Source organism: Arsenicibacter rosenii (assembly GCF_001870735.1).
Classification (GTDB): domain Bacteria; phylum Bacteroidota; class Bacteroidia; order Cytophagales; family Spirosomataceae; genus Arsenicibacter; species Arsenicibacter rosenii.
This window is the reverse complement of the sequence record NZ_MORL01000046.1, coordinates 1-11,613: the sequence shown is the minus strand read 5'-3', so window position 1 is coordinate 11,613 and position 11,613 is coordinate 1. Positions and strand designations below refer to the sequence as shown.

12 protein-coding genes are annotated in these 11,613 nt (G+C 57.1%); all 12 read left to right on the top strand.

Annotated elements, in window-relative coordinates:
• A partial coding sequence (locus tag BLX24_RS33450; RefSeq protein ID WP_218160728.1) for a hypothetical protein occupies positions 1-203 on the top strand: 203 nt, incomplete at its 5' end.
• 45 nt (positions 204-248) lie between these two features.
• Positions 249-1,190: a hypothetical protein gene (locus tag BLX24_RS28950; protein WP_071506718.1), complete on the top strand. Its 942-nt coding sequence runs from the start codon at positions 249-251 to the stop codon at positions 1,188-1,190.
• Positions 1,191-1,197: 7 nt separating this feature from the next.
• Positions 1,198-3,126 carry a hypothetical protein gene (locus tag BLX24_RS28945; RefSeq protein ID WP_071506717.1) on the top strand — a complete coding sequence of 643 codons (1,929 nt, stop codon included), beginning with the start codon at positions 1,198-1,200 and terminating at the stop codon, positions 3,124-3,126.
• 8 nt (positions 3,127-3,134) lie between these two features.
• A complete protein-coding gene (locus tag BLX24_RS28940) occupies positions 3,135-3,971 on the top strand; it encodes a structural protein (protein WP_071506716.1) in 837 nt (278 codons plus the stop codon).
• The gene (locus tag BLX24_RS28935; RefSeq protein WP_071506715.1) at positions 3,971-4,414 is read left to right on the top strand and encodes a hypothetical protein; all 444 of its coding nucleotides are present in this window, start codon (positions 3,971-3,973) and stop codon (positions 4,412-4,414) included. Before BLX24_RS28940 ends, BLX24_RS28935 begins: the two co-directional genes overlap by 1 nt.
• 78 nt (positions 4,415-4,492) lie before the next feature.
• Positions 4,493-5,356: a hypothetical protein gene (locus BLX24_RS28930; RefSeq protein ID WP_071506714.1), complete on the top strand. Its 864-nt coding sequence runs from the start codon at positions 4,493-4,495 to the stop codon at positions 5,354-5,356.
• Between the two features lie 57 nt (positions 5,357-5,413).
• Positions 5,414-6,571, top strand: coding sequence for a hypothetical protein (locus BLX24_RS28925; protein ID WP_071506713.1), 1,158 nt, complete (start codon positions 5,414-5,416; stop codon positions 6,569-6,571).
• Between the two features lie 60 nt (positions 6,572-6,631).
• Positions 6,632-8,740, top strand: a complete 2,109-nt coding sequence (locus BLX24_RS28920; RefSeq protein WP_071506712.1) for a hypothetical protein — start codon at positions 6,632-6,634, stop codon at positions 8,738-8,740.
• Positions 8,737-9,390, top strand: coding sequence for a hypothetical protein (locus tag BLX24_RS28915; RefSeq protein ID WP_071506711.1), 654 nt, complete (start codon positions 8,737-8,739; stop codon positions 9,388-9,390). Before BLX24_RS28920 ends, BLX24_RS28915 begins: the two co-directional genes overlap by 4 nt.
• Positions 9,391-9,415: 25 nt before the next feature.
• Entirely contained in the window at positions 9,416-9,817 is a 402-nt protein-coding gene (locus tag BLX24_RS28910) for an SH3 domain-containing protein (protein WP_071506710.1), read from the top strand.
• On the top strand, positions 9,814-10,320 hold the full coding sequence (locus tag BLX24_RS28905) for a CHAP domain-containing protein (protein ID WP_071506709.1): 507 nt from the start codon (positions 9,814-9,816) through the stop codon (positions 10,318-10,320). The genes BLX24_RS28910 and BLX24_RS28905 overlap by 4 nt, the downstream gene beginning before the upstream one ends.
• Position 10,321: 1 nt before the next feature.
• A partial coding sequence (locus tag BLX24_RS28900) for a hypothetical protein (RefSeq protein WP_143092861.1) occupies positions 10,322-11,613 on the top strand: 1,292 nt, incomplete at its 3' end.

Here is an 11,613-nt window from a genome sequence, read left to right as displayed (position 1 = left end):
CGGTTACGGGCGCAAGCGGTACGGTAGAGTACAGATACAGGGGAGCGAGCGGAAGCTGGACAACGGAAAATTCATTCCTGGTACAGCAACCCTTGTTCACAAAGGGGCCACAACCGGCGACCTACGAGGAGACGGTTCTGGTCGAAGTACGTACGTCAACGGGGCAATATACGGCCAAATATGTAACATGCCGATTGCCTTAACAGTGAGCAGTAACAACAACAACAACTATTAATGAACAACCCGGAATGGGAAGATTATCAGACGTAATTGCAGACTCAAGCGTCAATGCGGGTAAGTTCAACAACCCGGTTGGCGGTAAAAAGCAGCCAAAGGGCAAGTACATTGCCCTGGCGCTGGTGCCGAAAAACACACTCCCGGACTTCGGAGCCTCCTACACGCCGCCGAGCGGATCACCAACCACGCTGACCGGGGCGAACCTGGTGGGCTTTCTGAAAACGCTGGCCTTCAAGGGCACGGCCTGGTTTCTGGGTAACGGGTTGGTGAACGGCAAGCGGGCCAGGCCGCAGGAGATGAAAAACAGCGCCCTGTACGGGACGGAGACGATGGAGCGGCCGACGGGTGAGGTGAAGGAAGCCGTCGTGTTTGACATCAAGTGGTTCTACCAGAACCGCGACTTTTTCAACACGCTGCGCTACAACTACACCGAGTTTGATTTGTACATCTTTACGGACCGGTCGGTGGAGCTGGTACGGTACGATGACTGTTTGCCGGTTTTTTCGGATATCGGCGACGAGACACCGGGCGACATTAACCGGGATATTGCCGGTTCGTTCACGGTGACGTATAGTAACGACGGGCAGATACTGCCGGTATTCAGCATTAACGAAACCACACTGTCAGCCAGCAACTTCAAGATTACGTTCGGGGCGGTGACGGCAACGACGATTACCAACGTGGCCGGTACGGAGCGCTACAACATGACCTCGGGAGCGGGCGGTACGATCACGCGGGCAGTGAATGAGACGGACGCGGCCGGACTGAAGTACTCCATCTTCCTGCCGGACGGATCGGCTATCCCGAGCGGTCAGCCTGTGACGATTAATGCGAATACGGGTCTGGTAACGGTGGGCAATACGCTGACGGCGGGTTCGTACACGTACGTGGTGATGGTGGAGAATCCGACGGGGGTAACCGGCCAGCACACAATCTATCTGACAGTAGCCTAATTAACGCATGCTGACGCTTCCACAAATAGTGCCGTTTCTGAAACTGGATTCCGGTGGGAATCCGGAGAGACGGCACGAGTACTATAACCAGAGCGTCGCGCACGCGGAGGAGATTGCGAAGGTATTCGGGCGCAAATACCCGGATTACCTGAACGTGAACCGGCCGAAGGAACGGAAGGAGTACCGCGATTACCGGGCGAAGATCTACAAGAACCCGTTCAGGTCGCTGCATGGTAAGGTGCTGAAGGCGCTGAAGTACATCCGGCAGGCGGACGATTTCGACATCGTGTTTCCGACGCAGAAAGAGAAGACCGATACCCTGAAGGAGTACGTCGAGAGCCCGATGTTTTCGAAAAAAGGGTCGATGCAGGACTGGTTTTTTGAGAAGGTCGGGAAAGGGTACGTCAACGACCCGAACGCGGTAATGTGCGTGATTCCGATGCAGCAGCCGGCGAGTGATCAGGATTACGCGCGGCCGGTGGCGATGCTGATTCCGTCGGAACGGGTATACATGCACCGGGAGGGTACGTTTGCCGTGCTGGGGGCGCCGGAAAAGGTGCCGATACAGGGAGTGGAGGGCATAACGGCGGGCAAGGTGCTGATTTTCGTCGATGCGGAGAGCTACTGCGTGGCCCGGCAGGTGCAGGTGCAGCAGGCAGGAGAAAAGGAGTACGCCAGCTGGCAGATTGACGGATTGCTGATTGATGAAGTGACCGGAGAGGCGAGTTTTTCACCTCCGCTGCACAACTGCCCGCTGATGCCGGCGGTAAAGGTCGGCCAGGACTGCACGGAGGAAAACGACGAGGGGGAAACCTGTTACGAGTCGATTCTGTCGGGAGCGTTCGAAGCGGTGAAGGAGGGACAGGCGGTCGAGTCGGATATTCAGGTAGAACGGAATTTCCACGTGAGCGCGCAGGAGTGGCGATACTCGCCCAAGAGCACGGTCTGTAAGGCCAAAGGCTGCGAGGGCGGTACGATTACTGCGCGCGATCCGATAAGCGGCAATGTTACCGGCAAGATTGATTGCCCGACCTGCAAGGGTTCGGGCCGTGGGGCTAATTCCGGTTCCGGACTGGATCTGATCGAGGTCTCGCCGGCGACGGCTACGGGGTTCGATAACGAAGGCCGGCCGATGAATATTCCCACGCCGCCCGGCGGATTTATTCCCCGTCCGGTGGAGTCGATTCAGGAGCTGCGGAAGGAGTTCGACCGCTACAGCCGCGAGGCGTACGCGGTGGTAAATATGCAGTTCATGCGGGAAACGCCGATTGATCAGTCCGGGACGGCCAAGCGGTACGACCGGGAGGAGATGTACCGGGAGCTGAATACGGTGGGTGGCCACATCTGTAGAATGCTGGAAAACGGGCTGAAGTGGGTCGGTTACCAGCGGTACGGAAAAGTGGTGACGGATCAGCTGCCGACGGTGATTGAGCCGATCCGGTTCAATCTGGAAAACGCGGAGCTGACGCGGGAGGAGCTGAAGGAGGCAAAGGACAAGAAATTCGACCCCAACATCCAGAACCCGCTCACCAAGCGGCTGATTGAGTACCGGGCGGGTAAGGAGTCGGATTACTACCGGAAGTTTGAGCTGAAGGAAAAACTCGACCCGTACCCGGGGATGCAGCCCGAGGAAAAGCTTTTCCTGCTGAGTACAATGTACGTACTGCTGCGGGGCGATCCGGAGGCGCTGAAAGTATCGGTAGAGGCCGTGTGGCTGTCGATCAACTTCGACGCGCTGATTTCGGAGCTACAGCGGACGAATCCGGATTTCCTGACACTGGATCTGAGCGAGCAGTTCACAATGATGGTGGAGGCCAACAAGAAACGGGTAGGGACACCGACCGAGCAGCTGATCGACCCGGTAACGGGTGAACCTTTCAAGGGGCCGGCCGTGCTACAGCCGGTAGTGAATTTTAAGAATAACGGTAAAATCTGACCTGAACAGTGGACGAACTGAAGATCATCGACGAGCTGGAGCAGCAGCAGCCTGAATGGGAGGCGGCTTTTTTGGCGGCGCTGGTGGTGATGAATTCAGAGCTGTTGAACCGGTTGTACGCCTTCATCGACGGACTGGTGCTGAAAGGCAGGAGCACGGCATCGGCCGAGGCGATGGCCAACATGATGGCGGTGAACACGTACCGCAGCAGTCTGCTGAGCCAGATTCTGGAGGCAGGGCTGGCGGGGGCGATGACGGAGCTGACGGGCAACATGGGCAAGGGCGCCGGCTACCTGATTGAGTACTTCAGGCAGGTGTCGCCGGATTTCAACCCGGTAGCCTATGAATCGGTGCTGAGCAGCGTTGCCGCCCAGACGCGGAATATGCTGCTGGCCACGGTGGATGCGACCTACGGCAGGGCGATCGGTGAAGCGCTGACCATGGGCGTGATCAACCGGGCGACGGTGGACGAGATGCGGGAAATGATGCGCAGGAGTCTGGTACGGGACGGGCTGCCGGTGCGGTCGGTTTCCCGGCTGGCGTCGGATTCGCTCTACCAGTTTACGCGGGGCTACAGCCAGGCGGTAGCGGAGGGGCTGAACCTGAAACACTATTACTACATGGGTACGCAGATTGAATCGACGAGATCGTTCTGCAAGGCCCGTTACGGAAAAGTGTTTACGTCGGCCGAGGTGGAGTCGTGGCCCGACCTGCACTGGTCAGGAAAGATTCCGGGCACAACGAAGGTGAGTATCTACTGGTACTGCGGGGGATACAACTGCCGCCACCGGCTGATGCCGGTTTCGAAACGATTATACGATCAACTAAAACAACAGGAAAACTAATGGATCAGAAATTTAAGCCCACCGACAAGGTGCTTTTCAGGCTGGGGGCAAAAGTAAATCACGATATGTTAAGCGGCGAGACGCATACGGTGGATGCCGAGCGGGAGGTTGAATATCCGTGGGCCTGGTACCTGCAACTGCGGGAGGATGCCTTCAATGAAAATAACAACTACAGCACAATGCTGGGCCGGACGGTGGAAGTACTCGGGAAACCGGATTACGAGGATTACGAGGATACTACCGGCGTGATTATCAAAGTTCCCGTTCAGGCCAAAAAGAAAGCAGCGGCACAACCAGCCAACCCGGCCAAAGCAACAGCGGCACAGGTAAAGGCAGCAGCAGCGGCGGCGGCAACGACACCGGCAGTACCGGCTCAGACGACCGGAACGGCTCCGGCAGAAGATGCAGCACCGGCGGCTGAGTCAGACGAGAAACCGGCTTAATCCGGCACCATTCACTACATAGATGAGTATCGGGGCGAAAGCCCAAAGCAACAATACCGGCCCGAAAGGCAAATACTAATGAAACTGAAGGACTTATTTAAAAAAATGGCGTTACGGGCAGGCATTGCCGAAACGGACGCAAATCTGGTCGCCACGATTGAGGCTATTCCCGACTTCGAGGTTAACGACGATACGGTAGTAAAACCGCTGACGACCAACCTGATTACCGAATCCGAGGCCGAAAACAAGCCGACGATTAAAACCAAGTTTACTGCGCAGGCACTGAACGGCGTTGATGCCGTGATCGACCCTGTACTGGCTGAGTTTATGAGCGAGGAGGAAATCGCCCAGTTCAAGAAGGAGGAAAAGCCGACGTTCAAGAAGCTGAACAAACTTTCGGAGAAACTCAAAGAGCTGAAGGTGAGTAGTAAACCGGCGGACAAAAACGAGCTGAACAACCTGCAAAAGCAGTATAACGATGAGATTGCAAAGCTGAAAACCCAGATTACCCAGACGATTCAGGACAAGGACAAGGAAATCGATGATATACGCAAAACGCACAAGCGCGAGCGGTTCGATGATGGTCTGGCACGGAAGGTTCTGAACCGGAAGGATCTGGTCGATTTCGCTACGCAGAAGGAAGGCCGCCGGGTGGTGGCTGATGTCTACGATACGTTGAAGGAAATCGGCGCGCAGTTCGACTACGAAACGGGGAAGGTGGTACAGGCAGGTGACCCGAGTCTGGAGTTTTTCCTGGACAATAAAAAGGCCTCGATTGATGACATCATCAATAAGACGCTGGCGGATAACAACTATGTGAAAAAATCCGATCCGGCGCCGAAAAGTGAGATCGTCATCGAGCAGGAGAAAAACCGCCAGGACCCGAAGTCAAACCACGCGGTAAACAAAAATTTAAGTCGTCTGAAGGAGGACGAGGAGTAAGAGACCTCCCCCCTGCTGAAGACGGATTTTTAGGAATCTTTTTACAGTAAACAACAAATGGCTAGAAACGTAAATCTTTCGAATGCGCGGATTGCCTTGGCGGCGATTAACCTGACGCTGAACAACGGCAAGAAGTTTGAGAACCTGGGCTTTATGCAGGCGCTGCGCTCGCCGCAGCTGGCAGGCCTGATTGAGGAAATGAACCCGGTGAATGCCCAGAATGACGGCCGGTTGTCGATTATCGGCGGTCAGGCGACGCCGCAGGCACGGGTAACGCTCAACTACCGCCCGCAGATTTCGGCGACGGTGAAAACGACCCGTACGGTTGCTACGGGCTCTAACCCGGCGGATTCGGTGGCGCTGAACGTGGACTATGTGACGCACCGCGAGCTGGACCGGACGCTGCGTACGGTGGATCTGCTGAAGATGGAAAAGGAGGCGGAGCTGTATCTGGATCAGGTGAATAAGGGCATTATCAACGGCGGGGCAAATGATTACAAGCTGCTGGGCATCTGGGGTGAGGATGCCTGCCAGACAATTGAGAACGTACTGACGTCGATGAACTCGGCCGTGGGTACATCACTGATTGCCGGTGCGGGCGGGAATCTGCTGATTGGTCAGGTGTCACCGGCGAACGTGGCGGTACCGAACGTGATTGCGTTCAATACGGACGGCTCGCTGCGGCTGGATCTGTATGACTGGATTATGGACCTCAAGCAGGTGCACGCCATGCAGGGTAAGCCGATTGTGATCGGCGGCTCACGGGCGCTGAAGTACATGCGGAAAAAAGGGGTAGCCTCTACGGCTTCACTAGGTTACGATTACAAGGCAATGTACGATCTGCTCGAAATCGAATTCTACTACGATCCCCTGGTGGATACGCTTTCCGGCTCTAACCACATCATCGTGATTGATCCGGGTGCGGCCTGTCTGGAGACATTGCTGGAGCACGGTTCGGTGATTAAGCCGAAGAAGGTGGGTAACACCTCGTACGGCAATATCTCGGTGAACATCGCCCAGACGAACGCCCCGACGTTCACGATGGACATGGACTTCCGGGTGAAGGAGGACGACAGCACGTCGTACCCGACCTACACCTACACGCCTTCGTCCCGCTTCGGTACGTTCCTGCGGCCGGCCGGTTTCTTCAAGAACTACGGCGGCTGGGATACGGTAACGGGTGTATTCCGCGCGAACCTGACGATTGCCGCCTAAGGCAATGGATTTACAGCCTGCTCCTGGTGTACCAGGAGCAGGCTTTTCAATTCCCCATTCATGACACTACCCAATCTGACAGGCAAGACGTTCCGTTTTCGCCTGTTTAATATCCTGTTCATTTTTACGTTTTCGCGGCACTCGGACGGCTTTTTGTCGGGCTCTTTCGAGATCGGTACACCCGAGGCGACTCCTGCAGCGGATCCGGAGCCGGTGGCCGCTGAGCCGCTGAAGCTGGAGAAGCCGGACTATGATCCGGCGACCGGCGAAATTGAGTTCCGGACAAGTGGCGGTGACGGTTCGGCCGTCGAATTCTCGGCAATCGGCGTGACGCGATGGACTACTGAGACCAGACACGTTATCGAGGCAGGTATACGGAATGATCCCAACAGCGGCCCGATTCTGATTGAAGCGCTGCAGGCGGGAAAACTGGGCAGCTACAGCTTTGACCTGCACGAGGGCAGGACGAAGACCGTGCCGGCTTCGGATGCGGTAATGGTCAGCCCGCGTCCGGTGGCGGTACCGGACAAGGTGGCGGCCGGACCGGTTTCGTATCCGGAGGGACAGCTGGCCAGACCGGTTTTTTCGGATCGGATCGGCGAGTATGACCTGAAACGCTTCGGGACGGTGGGACCGTGGCCGGACGGATTCGTGTACTGCGATTTCATGCGGGACATGCACCAGCCGCTCGACGACCATTTCTTGCAGCAGCAGCTGGTAATGCAGCTGGGGCTGACCGGGCAGGAACGGGCCGACGAGACGCTGCGGGGCAAAATATACGTCGAGATTACGACCAGTGACCTGGGAGCGTATCAGCGGCACCGTGAGTTTGTGCTGGCTGAAGTCAGCACGGTACTGGCCAGCCTCGCGCTGGATGGCAATTACAAGGGTGTGGACAGGGTATCGTTCAATTTCGAAACGACCTACGCGCCCGCCTACGACTCGTACGATGCGGTTACGGAGATGTGGCCGCATGCGGATGTTACCTACCTGCGCTGCGAGAGCGAGGAGCTGAAAGACCAGTCGATGACGCTGAAGGAGCTGTGGGAGAAGGACGGCGGAAACCGGTTCCGGGCGGAGATTGCGCAGCGGATGGTGAACCGGCACGTGGCGCTGCTGACGGCGGTGAAACGGTTCTGCGGTCCGGATACGCTGGTGACCTGCGGGGACGGCTCGGTGTCGTACTTTGTCGGGGTGGCCCAGAATCTGGATCACTACGAGGAAATCAAGGCGCTGCGGGGCGGAGCGTCGTTCTACGATTACTACTACAGTCTGCCGGCGAACTACAAAGATCCGGTCTACGGCGAGTCGATCAGCGGCAAAACGTTCTGGCAGGCGGCGCAGTGGCAAAACCTGTATGTCTACAACAAAACGGGCCAGATGGCGATGGGCGACTGGCAGCAGGCACAGAACGAGAAGTACGGCGATTACCTCAACCTGTGGGCGAAAACGAATCCGTCGGAGGAGTGGTACGACGCATCGATACCGGCGTGGTTCGAGATCAACCGGCGGAAACTGGGTCAGTGCGGGGTGGTGATTCCGCAGGCTTTGCAGGTGCATTACCGCTACGAGGACGGGATCTATCCGGACAGTCAGTACGAAAAGTTCTCGAAGCATTTCGGGCCGGATGAGGCCGTTTGTCCGCCGTGGCATAACTACGGGGTGGGCGTGCTGGCGCGGATGTCGGCGACGATACCGCGTTCGGGCCTGACCAACTGGCGGACGGTGAAGCGGTGGGGGGATCCGGTCTGGGATGACGACATCAACGCGACACGGCCGCATTCGGAGAGTCTGGCCTACCGGGCGGCGATGGCGGATATGTTCCGGTATGAGGCGTTTTTTGATCCGGCGAACAGGCCGGTTTTCCTCTTTGAGAACTATGTGACCTACGCCGGTGATCCTACGTTCAGAAAGCGGACCGCGAAGGAGATCGCCCGCAATCCGGCGACGAAAAACTCGGTAAATGCGCTGACCCGGCTGATTCAGATCGGCGGCGAGTGGCATGTACTGGTGGTGGCAACCAACTGGCGGCAGCGGGAGGACGAGGAAACGACGTTTTCGCTGTCGTTCCTGCCTGAAGATGTGCCGGGCCTGAAGTCGACACGGCATCTGGAGAATCTGACCATTAAGGGCCGCTGGCCGTTCATTCAAGCCTTCAGACTGCCATGAAAACCTTTCTGAATCTGACAGTGCCGCTGTGGCTGCTGCTGGTTGCCGGACTGCTGTTTGGCGGCTGGATGATCCGCAGCGGGGTTAAGCACAGCCGACAGGTGAATAAGATGCAGACCCGGTTTGACTCGCTGGCGACGGTGGCCACGGACCTGCAATCGGAAAACGAGGCGCTACAGGACCGCGAGGTGCGGGTAGCGCAGGAGACGTCCCGCCGGCAGGAGCTGGAGCAGTACCGGATACGGGAGGTGCGGGATTCTCTGACCAGACTACGCCTGACCGCCCAGACGCGGTACGTGCAGCAGGTTTCCGGCGCAGCGCCCGAGCTGCCGGCCTACCTGTTACCCGCTGTCAGTCCGAAAATGACGGTCAGTCTGCGGGTGTGCTACGATTCCACGGCGTATATCCGGATTACGCAAAGTATGGGCGAGCTGAACTACTACCGGGAAACGAACCGGCTGCGTATCGAGCGGCAGGTCAGGACCGACGGCGTGATTCAGGAGACGGACAACCGGCTTTCCAGAATTGAGGAGCCGGGCTGGTTCAGGGGGCGGCGCAGGCTGGCCAGGGAGGCACGAAAACGAATCCGGATCTGGGCGGCACGGGAGCAGACGATTCAGGATTCGATCCGGGGCGCTCCGGTCAATTAACTTTTTACTACTCAACACTACCAATATGGATCAGCCTCCACAAGAGGAATTTAGCTGGTTCGGTTTCGTCAAGGATAACATCTGGACATTCATTGCGGCGAGTTTCATACCGCTGTTACAGTTTTTCCGGTCGAAAAAACGGGATCAGGCCGACAGCCGGAAGGCGGAGGTCGAAGCCGATTCGGCCGCGGTCGAACTGATGGAGAACGCAATGACCAAGTATAAGGCCAGATGGGATATTGAAATGACAGAACTGCAACAGAAGTACGACCGGATAAAGCAGGATCATGACCGGATAAAGCTGGATCTGGAAGATTCAATAAAGCGGGAGACAGCGATGAAGGCCAGAATCGACGATCTGGAGAAGACGGTAAAAACGCTCACAACCCAGCTGAGGCAAACCAAACGAAATCGTAAGAAATCATGATACGACAAACCATCATTCAGGTAGCAAAGAGTTTTGTCGGCCAGAAGGAAACGGCCGGCAACAGTGGATTTGTAAATGCAGACTTTCTGACCAAAATGCTGAAAGTAGGCTGGCAGAAGGGTTTTGCATGGTGCTCGTTTTTTGCCGAGCTGGTATGGACGGAGAGCTACAAAACGGTAGATCCGTCGAAGCTCGACGACATAGCCACAATTTTTTCAGGCTCAGCGGTGGAGACCTTCAGCCGGTTTAAAAAGGCCGGCTGGAAGACCTCCGCCAACCAGCCGGAGCCGGGCGACATTGTGATCTGGCGGCACGGGGACGGATGGCAGGGACATGCGGGCATCGTTACGGCGGTGGCGGGTAATGTGTTCCAGACGGTGGAGGGCAATACTAACGCCGACGGCGGCCGCGAAGGTGACACGGTGGCGCAGAAAACGCGCAAGGTAGGCGAGCCTTTCAAGGCAAAGGGACTTAATCTGGTAGGATTCATCAAACCGGCATAAGATGAGCAACCTAAAATGGCAGAAGCGCCCCGGTGAGCCGTTCGGTTTTGCGGCCGAGTTCAAGCGGAGCACTGGGGTGCACTACGACGCCTCCGAATGGCAGTTTTTCGTGGATGTGTACAACCGCTTCGGGCTGCCGCTGCGGATCGAGCTACAGGAAGCCACGACGATACCGGACGGACCATGGTTCGGCTTTTCCCTGCCGGGCGATACGACGAAGAATTATTCCGGCCTGACGTATATCAATACGGTGCGGAAAAACAGAACGTCGGGCGTCGAGATATACGACGTGTACGGGGTGGTGTCGTGGCTTGATCCGAAGGAGCGGTTTATTCCGGCGACCATACAGACGGGCCCTGGCTCGGTGACGGTTTCGGTGAATGAGACAACGCAGCAGGTATCGATTACGGCGGATACGGCCATTCTGCCGATTCATCAGGAAGATCTGGGCGTGGTGCTTCAGGCGCTGAATAACGCGAGGGATACGGCGGTAGGCGCAAAAGATGACGCGGAAGCCGCCGCACAGCTGGCCGATGACAAGCTGACCCAAATCCTGCAAATCGCCACCGATTTCACGGGCTGGATACCGGTTTTCGGGCTGGTAACAGACGGTGCGCGGGTAGTGGTGAAGGTAACCGACTGGGCAGGCGGACACGGTACGAAACCGGCGGTTAATGTGTATCTGGGTGCAACGGGTCCGGTGACGGACATTGCGCAGGCGGTAGACATTCGCGGCCCGATTGGCTTCAACTGGATGGGTGACCACTCGACCGGCACGAGCTATGCTATCGGTGACGCATTTGTGTTCCGTGGCTCTGCCTACCGGGTGAATGTTGCCTTTACGGGCGCGTTTGACCGGTCGAAGGTGACGCGGATTCTTCGGGGTACGAATCCGGTGGGGGTCTGGCAAGCCACAACGCAGTACTACATCGACGATCTGGTAACGGATTCGGGCAATACCTATCGCCGGTTGACGGACGGCGTTTCAGGCGCTTCGTTTTCGGGAATCGGTGCAGACTGGGCGATGTGGGCGCAAAAGGGCGATCCGGGCACGCTGACGGCGAGCGCGTTCGCAAATGTTTCGTTGCCGCTGGCATCTACCGACAAAATCGTCATCCAGCGCGGCGATAACACGCTGGGCAAGATCGACCCGTTCACGACCGGTTTCCCGGACTTGCGGCCCAGTGTGTTGTTCGATTTCGCGGGTTCCGGTGTTGTTTCGCCGCGTCTGATATATAGTCGGTCAGGTCAGGCAACGCGCTTCAACCGCGCGGGCAATCTGGAAACGGTCGG

Coding starts and splice junctions, on each gene's coding strand:
- BLX24_RS28950 (WP_071506718.1), top strand. CDS start 249: ATGGGAAGATTATCAGACGTAATTGCAGACTCAAGCGTCAATGCGGGT.
- BLX24_RS28945 (WP_071506717.1), top strand. CDS start 1,198: ATGCTGACGCTTCCACAAATAGTGCCGTTTCTGAAACTGGATTCCGGT.
- BLX24_RS28935 (WP_071506715.1), top strand. CDS start 3,971: ATGGATCAGAAATTTAAGCCCACCGACAAGGTGCTTTTCAGGCTGGGG.
- BLX24_RS28930 (WP_071506714.1), top strand. CDS start 4,493: ATGAAACTGAAGGACTTATTTAAAAAAATGGCGTTACGGGCAGGCATT.
- BLX24_RS28925 (WP_071506713.1), top strand. CDS start 5,414: ATGGCTAGAAACGTAAATCTTTCGAATGCGCGGATTGCCTTGGCGGCG.
- BLX24_RS28920 (WP_071506712.1), top strand. CDS start 6,632: ATGACACTACCCAATCTGACAGGCAAGACGTTCCGTTTTCGCCTGTTT.
- BLX24_RS28915 (WP_071506711.1), top strand. CDS start 8,737: ATGAAAACCTTTCTGAATCTGACAGTGCCGCTGTGGCTGCTGCTGGTT.
- BLX24_RS28910 (WP_071506710.1), top strand. CDS start 9,416: ATGGATCAGCCTCCACAAGAGGAATTTAGCTGGTTCGGTTTCGTCAAG.
- BLX24_RS28905 (WP_071506709.1), top strand. CDS start 9,814: ATGATACGACAAACCATCATTCAGGTAGCAAAGAGTTTTGTCGGCCAG.